General features: G+C 68.2%; 20 protein-coding genes. 9 read left to right on the top strand and 11 right to left on the bottom strand.

Going from position 1 to position 18,064, the window contains the following annotated elements; translation table 11 throughout:
• Positions 1 to 129: 129 nt before the first annotated feature.
• Positions 130 to 1,098, top strand: coding sequence for a DUF1702 family protein (locus tag AB0H88_RS11780; protein ID WP_357643350.1), 969 nt, complete (start codon positions 130 to 132; stop codon positions 1,096 to 1,098).
• Here AB0H88_RS11780 and AB0H88_RS11775 read toward each other — a convergent pair.
• Complete coding sequence (locus AB0H88_RS11775; RefSeq protein ID WP_357644746.1) at positions 1,095 to 1,724, bottom strand: class I SAM-dependent methyltransferase; 630 nt, start codon at positions 1,722 to 1,724, stop codon at positions 1,095 to 1,097. The two genes, AB0H88_RS11780 and AB0H88_RS11775, sit on opposite strands and share 4 nt — an antisense overlap.
• 85 nt (positions 1,725 to 1,809) lie before the next feature.
• Here AB0H88_RS11775 and AB0H88_RS11770 point away from each other — a divergent pair, with 85 nt between their 5' ends.
• The 3 genes from AB0H88_RS11770 to AB0H88_RS11760 are packed head-to-tail and all read left to right on the top strand — an operon-like array spanning position 1,810 to position 3,554.
• The gene (locus AB0H88_RS11770; RefSeq protein ID WP_357643348.1) at positions 1,810 to 2,262 is read left to right on the top strand and encodes a pyridoxamine 5'-phosphate oxidase family protein; all 453 of its coding nucleotides are present in this window, start codon (positions 1,810 to 1,812) and stop codon (positions 2,260 to 2,262) included.
• The gene (locus tag AB0H88_RS11765) at positions 2,259 to 2,450 is read left to right on the top strand and encodes a ferredoxin (protein ID WP_219533778.1); all 192 of its coding nucleotides are present in this window, start codon (positions 2,259 to 2,261) and stop codon (positions 2,448 to 2,450) included. Before AB0H88_RS11770 ends, AB0H88_RS11765 begins: the two co-directional genes overlap by 4 nt.
• Before the next feature lie 18 nt (positions 2,451 to 2,468).
• Positions 2,469 to 3,554 carry an alcohol dehydrogenase catalytic domain-containing protein gene (locus AB0H88_RS11760; protein WP_357643346.1) on the top strand — a complete coding sequence of 362 codons (1,086 nt, stop codon included), beginning with the start codon at positions 2,469 to 2,471 and terminating at the stop codon, positions 3,552 to 3,554.
• 13 nt (positions 3,555 to 3,567) lie between these two features.
• On the opposite strand, the gene tsaA is transcribed toward AB0H88_RS11760, so the two are convergent.
• The 3 genes from tsaA to AB0H88_RS11745 all read right to left on the bottom strand — a co-directional run bounded on the left by tsaA (position 3,568) and on the right by AB0H88_RS11745 (position 6,107).
• Positions 3,568 to 3,975, bottom strand: a complete 408-nt coding sequence (gene tsaA, locus AB0H88_RS11755; RefSeq protein ID WP_357643344.1) for a tRNA (N6-threonylcarbamoyladenosine(37)-N6)-methyltransferase TrmO — start codon at positions 3,973 to 3,975, stop codon at positions 3,568 to 3,570.
• 39 nt (positions 3,976 to 4,014) lie between these two features.
• Positions 4,015 to 4,686: a carboxymuconolactone decarboxylase family protein gene (locus AB0H88_RS11750; RefSeq protein ID WP_357643342.1), complete on the bottom strand. Its 672-nt coding sequence runs from the start codon at positions 4,684 to 4,686 to the stop codon at positions 4,015 to 4,017.
• A 101-nt stretch (positions 4,687 to 4,787) separates the two neighbouring features.
• Complete coding sequence (locus AB0H88_RS11745) at positions 4,788 to 6,107, bottom strand: aspartyl protease family protein (protein ID WP_357643340.1); 1,320 nt, start codon at positions 6,105 to 6,107, stop codon at positions 4,788 to 4,790.
• 225 nt (positions 6,108 to 6,332) lie between these two features.
• Between AB0H88_RS11745 and AB0H88_RS11740 the strand changes: the two genes are divergently transcribed.
• The 3 genes from AB0H88_RS11740 (at position 6,333) to AB0H88_RS11730 (ending at position 8,378) form a co-directional block, all read left to right on the top strand.
• Positions 6,333 to 6,845, top strand: coding sequence for an RNA polymerase sigma factor (locus tag AB0H88_RS11740; protein ID WP_357643337.1), 513 nt, complete (start codon positions 6,333 to 6,335; stop codon positions 6,843 to 6,845).
• Positions 6,842 to 7,744 carry a hypothetical protein gene (locus AB0H88_RS11735; protein ID WP_357643335.1) on the top strand — a complete coding sequence of 301 codons (903 nt, stop codon included), beginning with the start codon at positions 6,842 to 6,844 and terminating at the stop codon, positions 7,742 to 7,744. The genes AB0H88_RS11740 and AB0H88_RS11735 overlap by 4 nt, the downstream gene beginning before the upstream one ends.
• Before the next feature lie 118 nt (positions 7,745 to 7,862).
• On the top strand, positions 7,863 to 8,378 hold the full coding sequence (locus AB0H88_RS11730) for a hypothetical protein (RefSeq protein ID WP_357643333.1): 516 nt from the start codon (positions 7,863 to 7,865) through the stop codon (positions 8,376 to 8,378).
• Positions 8,379 to 8,393: 15 nt separating this feature from the next.
• Here the strand turns inward: AB0H88_RS11730 and AB0H88_RS11725 are convergent, their stop codons facing one another.
• Together AB0H88_RS11725 and AB0H88_RS11720 are read right to left on the bottom strand one after the other, a co-directional pair.
• A complete protein-coding gene (locus tag AB0H88_RS11725) occupies positions 8,394 to 8,948 on the bottom strand; it encodes a dihydrofolate reductase family protein (protein WP_357643332.1) in 555 nt (184 codons plus the stop codon).
• A gap of 81 nt (positions 8,949 to 9,029) precedes the next feature.
• Positions 9,030 to 10,658, bottom strand: a complete 1,629-nt coding sequence (locus AB0H88_RS11720) for a ubiquinol-cytochrome c reductase cytochrome b subunit (protein WP_357643330.1) — start codon at positions 10,656 to 10,658, stop codon at positions 9,030 to 9,032.
• 158 nt (positions 10,659 to 10,816) lie between these two features.
• Between AB0H88_RS11720 and AB0H88_RS11715 the strand changes: the two genes are divergently transcribed.
• Together AB0H88_RS11715 and AB0H88_RS11710 are read left to right on the top strand one after the other, a co-directional pair.
• Positions 10,817 to 11,455, top strand: a complete 639-nt coding sequence (locus AB0H88_RS11715; protein ID WP_357643328.1) for a helix-turn-helix domain-containing protein — start codon at positions 10,817 to 10,819, stop codon at positions 11,453 to 11,455.
• A gap of 208 nt (positions 11,456 to 11,663) precedes the next feature.
• Positions 11,664 to 12,146: a DinB family protein gene (locus AB0H88_RS11710; protein ID WP_357643326.1), complete on the top strand. Its 483-nt coding sequence runs from the start codon at positions 11,664 to 11,666 to the stop codon at positions 12,144 to 12,146.
• A gap of 231 nt (positions 12,147 to 12,377) precedes the next feature.
• Here the strand turns inward: AB0H88_RS11710 and AB0H88_RS11705 are convergent, their stop codons facing one another.
• From AB0H88_RS11705 to AB0H88_RS11685, 5 genes are read right to left on the bottom strand one after another with little or no spacing between them, the layout of a single operon-like run.
• Positions 12,378 to 13,382 (bottom strand): sugar phosphate isomerase/epimerase family protein, encoded by a 1,005-nt coding sequence (locus AB0H88_RS11705; protein WP_357643324.1) that lies wholly within the window; start codon positions 13,380 to 13,382, stop codon positions 12,378 to 12,380.
• The gene (locus AB0H88_RS11700) at positions 13,379 to 14,509 is read right to left on the bottom strand and encodes a Gfo/Idh/MocA family oxidoreductase (protein WP_357643322.1); all 1,131 of its coding nucleotides are present in this window, start codon (positions 14,507 to 14,509) and stop codon (positions 13,379 to 13,381) included. The genes AB0H88_RS11705 and AB0H88_RS11700 overlap by 4 nt, the downstream gene beginning before the upstream one ends.
• An 11-nt stretch (positions 14,510 to 14,520) precedes the next feature.
• A complete protein-coding gene (locus tag AB0H88_RS11695; protein WP_357643320.1) occupies positions 14,521 to 15,567 on the bottom strand; it encodes a substrate-binding domain-containing protein in 1,047 nt (348 codons plus the stop codon).
• A complete protein-coding gene (locus tag AB0H88_RS11690; RefSeq protein WP_357643318.1) occupies positions 15,564 to 16,571 on the bottom strand; it encodes an ABC transporter permease in 1,008 nt (335 codons plus the stop codon). Before AB0H88_RS11690 ends, AB0H88_RS11695 begins: the two co-directional genes overlap by 4 nt.
• Positions 16,571 to 18,055 (bottom strand): sugar ABC transporter ATP-binding protein, encoded by a 1,485-nt coding sequence (locus tag AB0H88_RS11685; protein ID WP_357643316.1) that lies wholly within the window; start codon positions 18,053 to 18,055, stop codon positions 16,571 to 16,573. Before AB0H88_RS11685 ends, AB0H88_RS11690 begins: the two co-directional genes overlap by 1 nt.
• Between the last annotated feature and the right edge of the window lie 9 nt (positions 18,056 to 18,064).

Here is an 18,064-nt window from a genome sequence, read left to right as displayed (position 1 = left end):
GCACCGCCGAACGCCTCATTGGGGTTACTAGCTTCGTGAGTGGCCGTACGAGGCGTCTTCGGGGGAAGCGTGGGCGACACGGGCACAACAGCGTTCTTGGAACAGGACAGGACCGAGCCGACAGCATTCTTGGCGCAAGACGGGACCGAGCCGACGCTTTCGCCGGTTCGCGGGCCACGGAAGCTGCTGCTGAAGGAGCAGTCCGAAGCCGACCTGGCCCGGCGGAGGTTCCGGCTACGGCAGGGACATTCCCGGGCGGCCGTCGAAGGAGCCGAGCGGTCATACCTTTTCGGGTACAACGCCGCTCTTTCCGATGAAGCCGACAGGATCGACGAGGTGGCTCCCGAGCAGCGGAGCTTCGCCTATGAGGGGGCCGGTGCCGCGTGCACCGTGCTCGACCTGCTCACCATGACTCGGGGCCGGCGCCTTCATGAGCTACTGGCCGGCCCCGCCCAACTTCACCCGTACGCCGTGCACCTCGGTGCCGGGCGCGGCTACGCGCTGCTGCGCGTACGGCCCATGTGGGGCGTACGGCGGACCCACCCGCTGTTCCGGTGGCTGGCCGTGGACGGGTTCGGGTTCCAGTGGAGCCTGACGCGGGCCGATCGGATGGTGGGCGAGCGGACCATGCCCGACCTGCTCACCCGGAGCCACTGCGCGATCTTCGACCAGGGGCTGGGGCGGCTGCTCTGGTACCACGAGTGCGCCTCACCCGACGACGTGGCGGCCAGGATCGCCGCCTACCCCGCGGGCCGCCGGGCCGATCTGTGGAGCGGTGTCGGGTTCGCGGCGACGCACACGGGTGGCGCGAGCGCCGACGAGCTGTGGTGGCTGACCGAACACGCGGGGGCCGACGGGTTCCGGGCCCATCTGGCTCAGGGGAGCGCGTTCGCCGCCTCGGCCAGGCTCCAGGCGGGGGCGCTGCCGGATCACGTGGCGCAGGCCGTACCGATCCTGGCGGGGGCGGAGCCCGACGAGGCCGCCGGGTGGGCCGAGGGGGCGCTCATCGCGCTCGGCCACGACCCGCGCACCCACGAGGACTTCCAGTCCTGGCGGGCCCACACCCGCAGAGCATGGACCCGTAGAAGGCGCGGCTAGATCCCCGGGGCGACGCGCTCCAGGACGCGCAGCGAGCCCTCCACCGAGGTCTCGGTGAACGCGCCCGAGGCGAGCGCTCGCAGGTACACCTGGTAGGGAGCCTGACCACCGGTGGCCGGATCCGGATAGATGTCGTGGAAGACCAGTGCGCCGCTCGCCATCACGTGCGGCGCCCAGCCCTCGTAGTCGCGCATCACCGGCTCCTCGGAGTGGCCGCCGTCGATGAACAGCAGCCCCAAAGGCGTGTTCCAGAGCCGGGCCACCTGCTCGGAGTGGCCGACCACGGCGATCACCTCGTCCTCCAGCCCGGCGGCGGCGATCGTCTGCCGGAACGTCGGCAGCGAGTCCATCTTGCCGAAGCGCGGATCGACCAGCGTCGGGTCATGGTGGGCCCAGCCGGGCTGGATCTCCTCCGAGCCGCGATGGTGGTCCACCGTGATGACCACGGACCCGGCCAGCCTGGCCGCCGCCCCGAGGTAGACGGCCGACTTGCCGCAGTAGGTACCGATCTCACAGATCGGCCCGAGCTTGCCGTACTGGCAAGCCGCCTCGAACAGCGCCAGGCCCTCCTTTTCCGGCATGAAACCCTTGGCTTGCTTGGCTGCGAATCGCAGTTCAGGCGGCATCGTCATAGGGATGCACCCTAGTAGAACCGAACAACATTCCAGCGCCCCCTTGCCCGCTATTCTGCAACCTGTTCTACTTGGCAACGTGAATCAGCGCGCTCGCATCGCGATGTCCGGCGACGAGGTCACCGCCTTCCTCGAAGGGGCCCGCAAGCTCCAGCTCGCGACCATCAACCCCGACGGCACGCCGCATCTGGTGACCATGTTCTACGGCCTCGACGAGGGGCGGATCGTCTTCTGGAGCTACGCCAAGGCGCAGAAGGTCCGCAACCTGGAGCGCGATCCGCGGGTCAGCTGCCTGATCGAGACCGGCGAGGACTACAACGAGTTGCGCGGCGTCCTGCTGTACGGCGAGGCCAAGCGCGTGGACGAGCCCGAGCAGGTCCTGGCCATCGGCATGAAGGTCACGCGCAGGATGACCCCGGACGTGCCGGACGAACTTTTGCACCCCTATGTCGAACAAACCGGCCGGAAACGGGTCGCGTACCTTGTCGAGCGCACCAAAGTGGTCTCATGGGATCACAGGAGGCTCACATGAAAATCAAGGTCGATGAGATGGTGTGCGAGGCCAATGCGGTGTGCATGGGGCTCGCACCCGAGGTGTTCGACGTGGACGACGACGACCAGCTCCACATCCTGCTCCCGGAACCACCCCCCGAACTCCTGGACCGCGTCCGCCACGCGGTCCGATCCTGCCCCAAAGCCGCTCTTTCCCTAGAGGAATAGCCGGAGGAGGAACTCCCCATGCGCGCCGCCCTTCTGCACGCCGTAGGCGACGACAAGCTGGACATCCGCGACGATGTCACCCTCACCCCTGTCGGCCCGACCGACGTGCGGGTGCGGATCAAGGCTACGGGCGTCTGCCATTCGGACCTGTCGGCCATGTCCGGCGTGCTGCCGCAGCCCGTGCCGCTCGTCCCGGGTCACGAGGGCGCGGGCGAGGTGGTCGAGGTGGGCGAGCACGTCTCCTCGGTCTCGCCGGGCGATCACGTGATCATCAACTGGCGTCCGTCCTGCCAGGACTGCGAGCTGTGCCTGGGCGGCCAGCCGTACCTCTGCATGAAGTACGTGATCGAGTCCTTCACCAAGGGCAACTTCCGCTTCGGCGGCGACCAGACGGCGTACGGCATGGCCGGGTGCGGCACCTGGGCCGAGGAGATCGTCGTACCGTGGCAGGGCGCGATCAAGATCGACACGGACATCTCGTGGGAGGCGGCCGCGCTGATCGGCTGCGGCATCACCACCGGCGTGGGCGCCGCCCTCAACACCGCCAAGGTACGGCCCGGCTCGACCGTCGCCGTCGTCGGCTGCGGCGGCGTCGGCCTGTCCGTCATCCAGGGCGCGCGCGTCTCCGGCGCCCGGACGATCCTGGCGATCGACCCGCTGGAGTCCAAGCACGAGCTGGCCAAGAAGGTCGGCGCCACCCACGCCGTCACCCCCGAGCAGGTCCCCGAGGCGCTCAACGAGCTGACCGGCGGCGGCGGCTTCGACTACGGCTTCGAGGTGGTCGGCAAGGCGGCCACCATCCAGAGCGCGTGGCAGGTCACCCGCGCGGGCGGCGAGGTCATCGTGGTCGGCGCGGGCGCGGTGGACGACATGGTGTCGATCTCCGCGTTCAGCCTGCTGTTCGAGGGCAAGAACCTGCTGTCCAGCCTGTACGGCGAAGCCGACGTACGACACGCCTTCCCCTACTTCGCCAAGCTCTACAAGGCAGGCCAGCTGGACCTGGAATCCATGATCAGCGCCCGGATCCGGCTGGCCGACCTGAACGACGCCGTGGCCGCGCTCAAGGGCGGCGAGGTGCTGCGCCAGATCGTCCTGATGGACTGAATGTCCTCAGGACTCAGCGTTCGGTGTCGCGGTCGAGCACCGGCTTGACGTCCACGAGCGGGGTGCCGTTCAGCGCTTCGAGGCCGCTGACGCGCAGGCGCTTTCCCTCGATGGCGAGGATCCGTACGCGGTGCAGCCCGATCGGGTTCGGCCGATCGGGCGACCGCGTGCTGAACACGCCCTGTGCAGGCCGCGAACGATCGCCACGCGGGTGCACCACCAGCGTGTCCCGGCAGGCCCGGTCGAACCAGGTCAGCACGATGACCTCGGCACCCACCCGCAGGTCGCGCAGCCCGTCGAGCACCGAGTCCACGAACACCAGCCACGCCTCGGGCGCGCCCTCGTCACCCTGCCTCGGGGCCTGGTCCCGCTCGACCAGCGGGGACTCGACCCAGCCGATGGGCTCCACCGCGATGCTCATCCGTGCTTCTCCATTCTCGGTGTTTCTCCGTACTCGTCGTCACCAGGCGCCCGCCACCTGCTGGGTGGCGACGTTGAGACGGTTGAAGACGTTGGTCGCGGAGATCATCAGGAGCAGGGAGGAGAGTCCCTGCTCGTCGTAGTGCTTGGCGGCCGCGTCCCAGATCTCGTCCGGAACCGGGTCCATGCGGTCGCTGAGCCGAGTGACGGCCTCGGCGAGCGCCAGCGCGGCGCGCTCGGCGTCGGTGAAGTAGGGGGCCTCCCGCCAGGCCGCCACCGCCCACAGCCGCTCATCGCTCTCGCCCGCCTTCTTGGCGCTGCGCGAGCCCATGTCCACGCACACGCTGCAGCCGTTGATCTGGCTGGCCCGCAGGTGGACGAGCTCGAGCGTCGTGCCGGGCACGCCGCCCTGCTTGCACGCCTCGATGAGAGCCAGGATCGCCTTCATGGCGTCGGGGACGAGCTTCGCCGGGTTGGTCATCCGCGCTTGCATGATCGCGTTCCTCCAGGAGTCACATCGGCCGGCAGGGTCCCGGCCGTTACTCATATGACTCCCCGGACCGGAGGAATGTGACAGACCGCTGATGATCACCAGGTGACGGGGAGCGGACACCGGCCCGCGGACGACCATCCCGCTCTTCCAGCTCAGCTCCTCCCCCGCCACGGCCAGCCGCAGGCCCGGCAGGCGCCGCAGCAGCGCGGCGAGCGCCACCGTAGCCGCCGAGTGTGGCCAGCCGCGCCGACCTCTCCTCCAGCGCCGCGTCCAGCGGATGCCAGCCGCCGGCCGCCTCGCCCGACGCGAAAGTGCCCGAGCTATTTATTTGCGATATAGAAATTCATGTTCGCATAGTCGAAGGTGATGGCGTGGGGCTTGAAGAACTCATGGGTGAAGTTGGCGATCGTCTCGAACCCGAAGAGCTGGAGCCACGGCCATCCGCCGACGACACCGGGAATGTTTCGGCCGACCTTGCTTCCGAGGCTTATTCTGGCCGGCGTGATCGGGTATGTCGTCATACCGCCACCTGTCGTCGGATGTTCGTAATCGATCGCGATACCCGCGCGTTTCGCGTTCTCCTCGGTCGTCATGACCCCCATCTCCATGCCTCCCGTGTCGAGAGAGGCCACTCGCGGACCGTAGTCGTTGAGGCTGCCCAGCGTGCAGGGCACGTGGTCACCCGCCAGCCACAACGGCAGGCGGTCGGCTCCGGAGCGCCTGGCCTCCGCCTGGAACTCCCGTTGTTGCGCTCCCGTCTTACGCCGCAGGATCAGCGCCTGTTTCGCATAGTCCATCGTGGCCAGGAAGTGGGAAAGCAGCGTGGTCCCGATGACGCCTGACGGCTGAGAGCCGTCCGGCAGGTCCGGCATTCTCAGGTCGTACCAGACGACCGGAACATTGCGCAGCACGATGTCGCCCAGCCGGAACGATTCCATGACGCCGTGATACGTCGTGAGGGTCTGCCCGGCGGGATGGCTGATGCTGGTGGACAGCGCGCGAAGACCGGCCTGCTCGGCCGTTTTCGTGGAGAAGGCCAGCGTCGCCCCCGTGTCGATGAGAAAGCTCTGCGGCCGCGCCCCATTCACCGCGGCTTCGACACAGGGCAGGGGATCGACGCACACGAAGGGAACTCGGGTCTTCTGCGCGCCCCGCACCTCATACGGCCTGCCGGTCACGCCGGCGTACTGGGTGGCGAATGCCGCGTCGCTCGGATCCCCGGTGCCCCGGAGCAGGGGAACGGCGCGGGCGACCTCGTCCTGCCGGACAAAGCATTCCGCCAGTTGCCGCTTGGAGAAGGTGTCATCCGGGGCCAGACCGATGGCCTTGGTCAGCAACTTCTCGGCTTCTTCGAACTTGTTGGACAGCAGCGCGATACGCCCGCGCTGTGCGACGGCGTGCGCGTTGCCGGGATCCTCGCGCAGGAGATACGCATAACCCCGGTCGGCCTGCTTGAAGTCGCCGCTCTTGAAAAGCCGGTCGGGGTCGATGCTCGATGTCGAGGAACTCAGGGCCATGGAGAGCGGCGCGCTCGTCCGTGCCAACCCAAGTTGCGGAAGCATCACCCCGGCGCCGACGGCCAGACCGGCCCGCCGCAGAAATCCGCGCCGATCCATGCTCTCGGGAGCGCTCTTGTTCATGCCGAACCATGCCGGCGCTGATCGGTGTCGCGTCATGGGAGGCATTGAAGCCAGCAGCGTGTTTCTTCCCCGTTTCCAGCCTCGGGGGAGGTGGAGCGGGTCCCACGAGGGCGCAGCATCTGACTGGACAGGCGGTGTACTGAGGAGTCGAGACCTGCTCTGCAACAGGCCGAAGGGTGCCGGACACTTACCAAGGTGTCCGGCACCTTTCGGTAAGGAGACTCTGTGACACACCGAGATCGCTTCGAAGCGGTCTATGACGCGTACTATCCGGCGATACACCAGTACGCCGTCCGCCGTACCAGTTCCCCCGACGACACCGCCGACGTCATCTCCGAGACGTTCCTCACCGCCTGGCGGCGCATCGGCGATGTGCCCGAGGGCGAGCGGGCACTGCTCTGGTTATACGGCGTGGCCCGCCGCGTGCTGGCCAACCAGCAACGCGGCGCGTCCCGCAGGGCCGGGCTCGCTGAGCGGCTCCGTGACGAACTGGCCGCCGACCGGCCCGTCAGACCGATCGATCTGGAGTACGTACGCGCCGCTTTCGACGAGCTGCCCGAGCGTGATCGCGAGGTCATGGCGCTGGCCCACTGGGAGGGTCTGAGCAGCGAGCAGATCGCCAAGGTTTTGGGATGTACGGCCGTCGCCGCCCGGACCCGGCTGCATCGGGCGCGCAAGCGGCTGGCGGCGGCGCTGGAGCGGCGGACGTCCATGACGATCGCGATGGGGGAAGCATGAGTGACATCGACAACCTGATGAGGGCCATCGACCCGACCCCGCACGCGCCGGAACAGGGGCCCGGCGCGCGCGAGCTGCGTGCGGCGATCATGGCGACACCGGCTCCAGGCCGCCGACGGTCCTGGCTTCCGCGAAGGGGAACCTTCGGACCCCGCTGGCCTGTCCTGATCTCGGCGGTCACCGCCGCGGCCGTGGCCGTGGCGATCGGCGTCGGCCTGCCGGCCAGTGGCCCGGCGACCGAGTTCGCCAACGCGGCCGTCTCCATCAAGAGGGCCGAGGACTATTTCAGCGTCACCATCACCGACCCTGCGGCCGACCGTCGGCGCTTCGAGGAGGCGTTTCGGGCGGTCGGGTTGAACGTCACGGTGAAGGTCATCCCGGTGGCGCCGGACGAGGTCGGCAAGCTGATCGGCCCAGTCGTCCCGGAGGGCTTCAAATGGCACGGAAGCATCGGAGTGCAGGGCGTGACACCTTGCGCGTCGGTGTTCTGCGGCAAGGTCTGGATGCCTTCGGACTTCCCCGGACGAGTCGTGTTCGGGGTCGGCCGCCCCGCCAAGCCGGGCGAACCCTATGCCGAGGACGTTGCCTTCGACCCCGAGGGAGAGGAGGCCATGGACGGCTACACGGCTCACGGCAAGACGGTCGCGGCTGTGCGCGCCGAGGCGCGCCGCCGCGGGTTGAAGGTCGGCTACCGCCTGCTGTGGAGCTACCCTGACGGCGGCTTCTCCGACCAGCCCGTTCCCGCGGACCGGATCAAGGACGACTGGATCGTGAGCGGCTCCCGCGACCACAGCTCCGACACCGTCGACCTCTACGTCCTGCCCGGCCCCGGCGCCGGTCCCGCCCCCGACCCGCTGAAGGTCAGGACACCTCAGTGGTACGACGACCTCACCAACTGAGGAACAGCGCCCTGTCACATTTTCCGCGGTTAAAACGTCTTATAGGTAGCCGCCCGAGCGTCATATAGGTAGCCGCCCGTGAGTCCAGGCGTCCGCGCAGGGGAGATGAATCCCGTTGGTGTCCATCCCGGAAGTCCCATATACCGACCCCACCAGCTGGCGGATCGCCATGGAAGCCAGTGCGGCGAGCCTGTCGATGAGCACCCTGAAGGGTCCTCGGCTCCTCGACGAGCTGCCGTGGTTCCAGGGTTCCTTCCGGCTGACTCCGGCCGGACTGCCGGCGGGATTCACCCTGCGACTGCCGCTACCGACGCGCCCGGCGTGGCTGCGGGAGGAGGAGACGGCCGAACTGCTGTGGGAATCGGTGAGCCTCGAAGCCGCCGGGATCCCGAACCAGTTCAGCGGGCGGACCCGGCTGCGGCTCGGCCGACGGGAGACCTTCGCGAGCGTGTCCGCTCTGTGCGCCAAGATTCCCGTCGGTCGTTCCGGCCGCCCCTACCTGAAGATCGTCCTGGAAACGGTGTTCCCGTCTTTGAGACTGCGCTGGCCGCGCGAGGCACGGCTGCGGCTGCGGCCGGTGACGCTCAAGCTGTTCAGTGAGATCCGTCTCGCCGAGACCACCCCGCGGTCGTGACCCCGGGCCCATCCGTCACTCGGCCGCCTTCGGCCGGTACGAGGCGATGATCACGCCGCTCTTCATGACCTTGGTGTCGACCAGCTCGAACGACGCCTTGAAGTCCTTGAGCGGCGTCGTCAGGCTCTCGGCGCCTTCCAGGACCGGGACGATCCAGAACCGGACCTCGTCCAGCAGACCGGCCCTGATGAGCTGAGTGGTGACCGAGCCGAAGCCGTACTGCAGGATGTCCTTGCCCTCCTGGGCCTTGATCTTGGTGACCTCCTCGATCAGGTCACCCTGCAGCACCTCGCTGTTCTTCCAGGCGGGGTCGGTCAGAGTGGTAGAGGCGACGTACTTCTTGACGCTGTTGAAGTAGGCCGCGCCGGTGCTCGGGTCGCTCTCGTCCCGGGTCGGCCAGGCGGCGGACATACCGTCGTACGTGGCACGGCCCATCAGCAGCGCGTCGGCGGTATCCGTCTGCTCGCCGGCGAAGGCGGCGGCCTCATCGTCGAAGTAGGGCATGGTCCACACCGGGTTCTCGATGACGCCGTCGAGGGTGATGTAGGTCGAGTTGATGAGTTTGCGCATCGGGATCTCCTCAGTGTCGGGGTGCCGCTTGGTGACGCCCACAACCTTTCAGACCCCACTTACGATTTTCTTCAGGTGCCCTTAGTGGATCAGCGCACGGTCATCGCCCGTGCGATCTCCCTTTCCCTCGTCGAGGGGGATCTTCTCGCCCCCGTACGCCTTCGACATCCGGCGGCGCAGTCTGCCCAGTGGGCCGCGCATGCCCTTCGGCGGGATGCCCGCGCTGTCGGGCTCGGCGACCGCCAGCATCGGCACCGGCTCCTTGCCCCGTACGTGCGCCTCGATGTCGTCCGCCGCCGGCAAGTGGGCCTCGACGAACTCACCACTGGGCAACCGCTTGATCACACCCGACTCGACACCGTGCGAGAGGACTCCCGCGTCGTAGCGCTGCAGGCCGAGGCAGATGCGATACGTGATCAGGTACGCCAGCGCGGGCGCCACGAAGACCAGGACCCGCCCCGCGTACGTCGTCACGTTGAGGCTGATATGGAAATTGGCCGAGATCTCATCATTGGCACCGAAGAGCCAGAGCACACCGTAGAACGCGATGGCCGACACGCCGATAGAGGTGCGGTGCGGGTTGTCGCGCGGGCGCTCGGCGATGTGGTGCTCGCGGTTGTCCCCCGTGACCCATCGCTCCACGAACGGATACAACGCCAGACCCGTCAAAACGACGCCCAGCGGCACCAGCGCCGGGATGATCACGCTGAGCGGCAGTGTTCCCGCATGGGACGTACCGAACAGGTTGATCTCCCACGGCACCATGATGCGCAGCGAGCCTTCGAGGAAGCCCATGTAGAAGTCGGGCTGCGAACCGGCCGACACGTCGGCGGGCGTGTAGGGCCCGAACAGCCAGATCGGGTTGATCTGCGCGAACGTCGCCAACCCCGCCACCACCGCGAACGTGAACATGAAGTACGCGCCCGCCTTGGCCATGAACGTCGGATAGAAGGGCGCGCCCACCACGTTCTGGTTCGTCTGGGTCTTGCCGGCCATCTGGGTGTGCTTCTGCGTCCACATGAGCACCAGGTGGACGGTGACCAGCGCCAGGATGATGCCCGGGATGAGCAGAATGTGCAGCGAATAGAACCGGGAGATGACATCTCCGCCCGGATACTCCCCGCCGAACAGGAAGAACGTCGCGTACGTGCCGACCAGCGGCAGTGAGATCAACACCCCTTCGGTGATCCGCAGACCCGCGCCGGACAGCAGGTCGTCGGGCAGCGAGTAGCCGGTCAGCCCTTCGAGGAGCGCCAGCGTCAGCAGCAGCACGCCGATCAGGTAGTTGAGCTCGCGCGGCTTGCGGTAGGCGCCGGTGAAGAACACCCGCAGCGCGTGCACCATCATGCCGGCCACGAACATCAGGGCCGCCCAGTGATGCAGCTGCCTGACCAGGAGGCCACCCCGGACGTCGAAGCTGAGCTCCAGCGACGACGCGTAGGCCTGGGACATCATGACGCCCTTGAGCGGGGCGTACGACCCGTCGTAGGCGACTTCCGCCATGCTCGGCTTGAACCAGAACGTCAGGAACGTACCGGTCAGCAGCAGGATGACGAAGGAGTAGAGCGCGATCTCACCCAGCAGGAACGACCAGTGGTCGGGGAAGACCTTGCGCATGTTGCGCTTGACGAAGTTGGCCGCACCGAGGCGCTCGTCGAGGAAGTTCGAGGGGCTGGAGACGGCCTTCGGGATGGTCTTGAGCTCGCTCATCCGTGATCCCCGCTCACGCCGACCTCCGCGTCAGGCACTGTGGGCATGTCACTCCCCGTTCTCGTGGACACCTCCCTATATAGACGCCGTAGAGGTTGGAAATGTGACATGTTCCGCGACACCGAGCGGCCTCGCGGCACATCTGATAGCGGAGGCCGGTGGACAGAGTCAAGCGGCCGGACAAGCGAGCAGAGCGCTCACGCCGCACCCACGAAAAGATCGTCGAGGCGGCTCGCGAGCTGTTCGTCGCGCAGGGTTACGGGGCGACGAGCCTGCAGGAAGTAGCGGACCGGGCGGGCGTGGCCGTCCAGACGGTCTACTTCGTCTTCCACAACAAGCGCACGCTGTTCAAGGACGTCGTCGATACGTCCATCGCCGGGGACACCGAGCCGGTCGCCACCATGGATCGTGAGTGGTTTCGCGCCGCGTGCGCCGAGCCCACCGCAGCCGGGCAACTGCGCGCGCACGTCCACGGCACCCGCGAGATCCTGGGCCGGGTCGCCCCGATCATGCCGCTGATCGCGGCTGCCGCGGCCACCGACCCTGAGATCGCCGCCCAGTGGCCGGACGGCTCCGATCCGCGTTACACCGTGCAGTACGCAGCGGCCGAAGCCCTGGCCGGCAAGCCCGACGCGCGCCCCGGCCTCTCCGTGGAGATGGCGGCGGACCTGCTGTTCGGCCTGCTCAGCCCGCAGCTCTACCTGATCTTCGTCCGCGACCGCGACTGGTCACCGGACACGTGGGAAGAGTGGGCCTGTACTACCTTGATGTCCCAGCTCTGCGCCGATCCCGGCTGAGCGGACGGACGTCACGATCGTCCTCCAGCCCGCCGCCGATAGACGCCCCGCGTCACAGACCGAGCCGGGAAGAAGCCTGACTGGCTTGGCGGGCCGGTGTCCCGATAAATGTCGGTTCCGCTTGCTACCGTGCGGCATTCGCCGGCGAGGATCCTGCACGAGCTCTCCGGCAGCTCTTCATTGTCTGATCAGAGAGAGCGTGGACCCGGTGGATGACGACGAGAAGAACACGCTGCTGATGTTCCTGGAGGCGCAGCGCGCCAGCGTTCTCGCGATCGTGGACGGCCTCGACATCGAAGCCTTGTCAACCGCGGTCCTGCCCACGGGATGGACGGTGCTGGGCCTCGTGGAGCACCTCGGTCACGCGGAGCGGCACTGGTTCCAGGAGATCGCCACCGGATCCGCCGAGCCACTTCCTTGGCCCGACGACGCCACGCCACTGACGACACCACGACCGCCGTCTGTGGTCTTCGCGTTCTACCGCGCCCAGTGCGAGCGGTCCAACGCAGTGCTTGCCGCTACTCCTCTGTCGACGCCCCCACGAGGACGTCACCCAGGTCCGCTTGGAGACGAGGTCACCGATATGCGGCGGATCGTCCTGCACATGATCGAGGAGACCGCACGCCATGCGGGCCACCTCGACGTCGCACGCGAACTGCTCGACGGAAAGACGGGACTCGGGCCTCGATAGCCCTTTCGCCGCTGGTGCCGGGCTGGTCGGACCAGCCAGTTCAGACGCCTCCGGCTCCGAGGACCGAATCGGCCCAGAAGTCAGCCAGTCCTCCGCTGGAGCAGGCTGGGGTGCGCGAGGGTCGGGAGCCCCTCGCCGGGGCGGAGCCCCGAGGAAACACGCCTGAGCGCCGATCCGCGCGAAGCGCGCCCGACACGCGATGACCATGCGTGTCGGGCGAGCCGGGAGTGGTCAGGTGGTGGAGAAGGCCGCGTCGAAGGCGGTGGTCGGTGGGGTGATGGCGTTGAGGGCACGGATGTACCCCAAGGCCTCCCGTGCCCCGTCCAGCCGGTCCATCCCCGCGTCCTCCCACTCGATCGAGATCGGGCCCGCGTACCCGATCGAGTTGAGCGCCCGGAAGCAGTCCTCCCAGGCCACGTCGCCGCGGCCGGTGGAGACGAAGTCCCAGCCGCGCCTCATGTCCGCCCACGGCAGGTGGGAGGACAGGCGGCCGCGGCGGCCGTCGCCCACGCGGACGCGGGTGTCCTTGCAGTCCACGTGGTAGATCCGGTCGGCGAAGTCCAGGATGAACGCCACCGGGTCGAGGTCCTGCCAGACCATGTGGGACGGGTCCCAGTTGAGGCCGAACGCGGGGCGGTGGCCGATGGCCTCCAGGGTGCGCTGGGTCGTCACGTAGTCGTAGGCGATCTCGCTGGGGTGGATCTCGTGGGCGAAGCGGACGCCCTCCTCGTCGAAGACGTCGAGGATGGGGTTCCAGCGGTCGGCGAAGTCCTGGTAGCCCGCCTCCACCATCGAGGCCGGGACCGGCGGGAACATGGCCACCGTGTGCCAGATCGACGAGCCGGTGAAGCCGACCACCGTGTCGACGCCCAGCAGGGCCGCTGCTCGCGCCGTGTTCTTCATGTCCTCGGCGGCCGCCTGGCGTACGGACTCGGGGTCGCCCGAGCCCCAGATGCGGGCGGGCAGGATGGCCTTGTGGCGCTCGTCAATGGGATGGTCGCAGACCGCCTGGCCGACAAGGTGGTTGGAGATCGTCCAGACCTTGAGGCCGTGCTTGTCGAGCTGCGCCCGCTTGGCGGACACGTACGACGGGTCGCTGATCGCCTGCGCCACGTCGAAGTGGTCGCCGGAGCAGGCGATCTCAAGGCCGTCGTAGCCCCATTCGGCGGCGAGCCGGCACACCTCCTCGAACGGCAGGTCGGCCCACTGGCCGGTGAACAAGGTGACCGGTCTCATATGTCCTCCACGACTGTGAAGCGGCTGGAGTCAGCCGCACTGCGCTCGACCGCCGCGAGCACGCGTTGCACCCGGAGCCCGTCCGCGAACGACGGCACCGGGTCGTCGCCCTGAGCGATGGCCTCCAGGAAGTCCTTGATTTCGTGGGTGAAGGTGTGCTCGTACCCGAGGCCGTGTCCGGGCGGCCACCACGCCGCCGCGTAGGGGTGGTCGGGCTCTGTGACCAGGATGCGTTTGAAGCCGCTGTCACCCTCGCTGACCCACAGCTCGTTCATGGCCTCGAAGTCGAAGGCGAGGCTGCCCTTCGAGCCGTTGAGCTCGATGCGCAGCGCGTTCTTGCGCCCGGTGGCGAACCGGGTGGCCTCGAAGGAGGCCACCGCCCCGCCGGAGAGCCGCCCGATGAACAGCGCGGCGTCGTCCACGGTGACGGGCCCGGTCTCCGAAGAGCCCGGGGAGAGCGGGCGTTCCTTGACGAACGTCTCGGTGAGCGCCGAGACGCCCACGATGTTCTGGCCGGTGATGAACTGGGCGGTATCGATGATGTGCGCCCCGATGTCGCCGAGCGAGCCGGACCCGGCCTTGTCCTTCTGCAGCCGCCACACCAGCGGGAACTCCGGGTCGACGATCCAGTCCTGCAGGTATTGGGCTCGTACGTGCCTGATCTCGCCGAGCCTGCCCTCCTCGACGTAGCGCCGGGCCAGCGCCACCGCGGGCACCCGCCGGTAGTTGAAGGCCACCATGCTCTTTCCGGCCGACGAGGCAGCCGCCCGGACCATGGCCTCCGCCTCGGCCACGCTGTTGGCCAGCGGCTTCTCACAGAGCACGTGCTTGCCGGCCGCCAGGGCTGCGATGGCGATCTCGGCGTGGGAGTCGCCCGGCGTGCAGATGTCGACGATCTGCACGTCGTCGCGTTTGACCAGTTCCCTCCAGTCGGTCTCGATGTCGGCCCAGCCGAGCCGGGCGGCAGCGGCGGCGGTGTGCTCCTCGGACCGGCCGGCCAGCACCGCCATGCGGGGTACCAGCGGCAGGTCGAAGAAGGCGCCGACGCTGCGCCATGCCTGGGAGTGGACGCGGCCCATGAACGCGTAGCCGATCATGCCCACGCCGACGGTGGTTTGGTCTGACATGCAACCCCCGATCAGGATTCGAAGCCGAGTGGCAGGTATTTCTCGACGTTCTCCTTGGTAATGGTCTCCGACGCCAGTGTGATCGACTGTGGCACCTGGTTCTCCACCAGGTCGCTCATGCCCTTCTGCTGCGCGATCAACCTGGCCAGTTTGATGGCCGAGGAGGCCATCGTAGGACTGTAGGTGACGGTGGCCTTCAGCACGGAGGTGCCCGACTGGATCTCCTTCATGGCGTTCAGGGAGCCGGCACCGCCGACCATGAAGAACTCGGTCCTGTTCGCCTCCTTGATGGCGGCGAGCACGCCCACGCCCTGGTCGTCGTCGTGGTTCCACAGGGCGTCGATCTTCTTGTGCGCCTGCAGCAGGCTGGCCGCCACCGAGTTGCCGGTCTCCACGGTGAACTTGGCGTCCTGCTTCGCGGTGACGCTGAAGCCGAACGTCTTCAGCGCGTCGGCGAAGCCCTTGCTGCGGTCCTGGGTCAGCGGGAGCGTCGCGATGCCCTGGATCTCCACGATCACCGGGTTTGAGACGCCCTTGTCCTTGAGCTGCTTGCCGATGTACTGGCCGGCCGCGACGCCCATGCCGTAGTTGTCGCCGCCGATCCAGGTGCGGTACGCCAGCTTGTCGGGGAAGATCCGGTCGAGGTTGATGACCGGGATGCCGGCCTGGGTGGCCTGGAGCGCGACCTGGTTGAGCTGCTGACCGTCGTTCGGCAGGATCACCAGGGCGCTGACCTTGGCCGCGATCAGCGACTCGACGGCGGAGATCTGCTGGTTGATGTCGTTCGTCGGCTCGACGGGCTTGAAGTCGACGTCCGCATACTGCTTGGCCGCGGACTCGGCGTTCTTCGCGATGGCCGCGATCCAGCCGTGGTCGGCGGCGGGCGCGGAGAAGCCGATGACCACCTTGGTGCCGGGCTGGTCGTTGCCGCTGGCCGCGGGCGCGGGGGCGGGGGCCGCCGTCGAGGGCGCGGCGGCGGGCTCGTTGCTGGTGCAGCCGGCCGCTAACATCACGGCTCCACCGACCAGGAAACCCCTGCGCGCGACGTTGTTGCTCATGGTGCTCTCTCCTTCAGGTTCCGTCGCTGGAGAAGGACGGCGACGACGATGATCAGGCCCTTCGCGATCAGCTGGTCGCTGGTGTTGAGCCCGTTGAGGATGAACAGGTTCGTGATGAGGGTGAAGATCAGCAGGCCCAGGATCGAGCCGATGATCGTGCCGCGGCCGCCCGTGAGCAGGGTGCCGCCGATGATGACGGCGGCGATGGCGTCGAGCTCGTACAGGTCGCCGTGTGTGGAGGAGCCCGTGGTGGTGCGGGCCATGATGAGGATGGCGGCGATGCCGCAGCACAGCCCGGACAGGGCGTACAGGAGCATCGTGTGCCGGCGGACGTTGATGCCGGCCAGCCGGGCCGCCTCGGGGTTGCCGCCGACCGCATAGGTACGGCGGCCGAACGTGGTGCGGTTGAGCAGGATCCAGCCCAGCACCACGACCAGCGCGAAGATGTAGACCAGCAGCGGGACGCCGAGCAGCCGCGTGGTCGACAGGTCCACGATCGCGCCGTTGTCGGGCTGGATGATCTGCGTCTTGCGGTCGGACATGCGCTGGGCCAGCCCGCGCGCCGCGACCAGCATCGCCAGGGTGGCGATGAACGGCACCAGCCGCCCGTACGCGATGAGCAGCCCGTTGACCAGGCCCGTGCCCGTGCCGACGAGGATCGCGCAGATGGCCATGACGACCGGTCCGTACGCCTGCGTGGCCAGGGTGGTGGCCCAGACGGAGGCCAGGGCCATGGTGGCGCCCACCGACAGGTCGATGCCGCCGCCGATGATGACGAACGTGGCGCCGACCGTGATGACGCCGATCGTGGCGGCCAGCGACAGGATGCTGACCAGGTTGGAGGTGGTGGCGAAGTTCTCGGGCTTGGTGACCAGGCCGACGATCGCGAGCAGGACCAGTGCGACCACCAGGCCCAGGTGTCGTGCCTCTCCGAGCCAGGCCAGCGGACCTTGTGCCCGCACGGCGAGGCGGTCGTGCGGGCCCGCTTCTGCGGGGTTGCTCATCAGGCGGCTCTCCCATCCATGATCATGTCGAGCACGCGATGCTCGTCGAGCTCTTGGGCGTCGCCCTGGTGGATGACCGTCCCCTCGCGCAGCACCAGCACGCGGTCGGACAGTCCGAGCACCTCGGGCACCTCGCTGGAGACCAGCAGCACGCCGATGCCCTGGTCGGCCAGCCCGCGGATCACCGCGTACAGCTCGGCCCTGGCCCCGACGTCCACGCCCCTGGTCGGCTCGTCGAGCAGGAGTAACTTGCGCCCGCCGAGCAGCCAGCGGGCCAGTACGGCCTTCTGCTGGTTGCCGCCGGACAACGTCTTGATCGGCCGTTCGGGGTCGGGCGGGCGGATGTCGAGCATCTCGACCAGGCGCCGCGCCTCGGCCTTCTCGCGCACCCGGTTCATCCAGCCGAACGTGGCGAACTCCGGCAGGCTGCCCAGGGTGATGTTGGCGGTCACGCTCTGGTCCAGCAGGAGAGCCTGGGCCTTGCGCTCTTCCGGGGCCAGGCCCATGCCTTGCCGTACGGTGCCGACGACGCCGCCCCGTACGGCCTTGCCCGACAGCAGGACGCGGCCGGCGGCGCGACGGGCGCCGTAGACCGCCTCCAGGATCTCCGAACGTCCGGAGCCGACCAGCCCGGCCAGCCCGACGATCTCACCGGCGCGCACCGAGAACGACACGTCGGCGAACGCGCCCGGCGAGCTGAGTCCTTCGACGCGCAGCACCTCCTCGCCCGGGGACTCGGCGGCGCGGGGCGGGAAGACGTACTCGACGTTGCGGCCGGTCATCAGCGAGACGATCTCGGAGGTCGGGGTGTCGCGGGCGGGCAGGCCGACGGCGACCGTGCGCCCGTCCTTGAGCACGGTGACCCGGTCGCCGATCTCGCGGATCTCCTCCAGGCGGTGCGAGATGTAGACGACGGCGACGCCCTGGGCGGTGAGTTCGCGGATGATGCGAAACAGGTTGGCCACCTCGTCGTGGGCCAGCGCGGCCGACGGCTCGTCCATGATGATCAGGCGGGCCTCGTGGGAGAGCGCGCGGGCCATCGAGACGACCTGCTTGGCGGCCGGTGCCAGCCGCCCCACCTCGGTTTTCGGCCGGATCTCCGGGTGGCCGAGCCTGGCCAGCACCGCGCCGGCGGCCCGGTTGGCCGCTCCCCTGTTCACGAAGCCGGCGCGGGCGTGCTCGTGGCCGAGGAAGATGTTCTCCGCGACGCTGAGCCCGTCGACGAGGTCGAGTTCCTGGTAGATGGTGGCGAAGCCGAGCCGGATGGCGTCGATCGGGCTGCCGGCCCTGACCTGCGCGCCGTTGAACTCGATCGTGCCCCCGTCGGGCTGGTGGACGCCGGCCAGCACCTTGATGAGCGTCGATTTGCCCGCGCCGTTCTGGCCGAGCAGACAGTGCACTTCGCCGGCGCTCACGTCGAGGTCCACCCCGTCGAGCGCGCGCACGCCGGGGAACTGCTTGACGATCCCCCTCATGACCAGCATCGGAGACCC

This window comes from Nonomuraea sp. NPDC050680 (genome assembly GCF_040654555.1).
Classification (GTDB): domain Bacteria; phylum Actinomycetota; class Actinomycetes; order Streptosporangiales; family Streptosporangiaceae; genus Nonomuraea.
The sequence above is the reverse complement of the archived record's forward strand: the minus strand, read 5'-3'. Positions and strand labels throughout refer to the sequence as shown.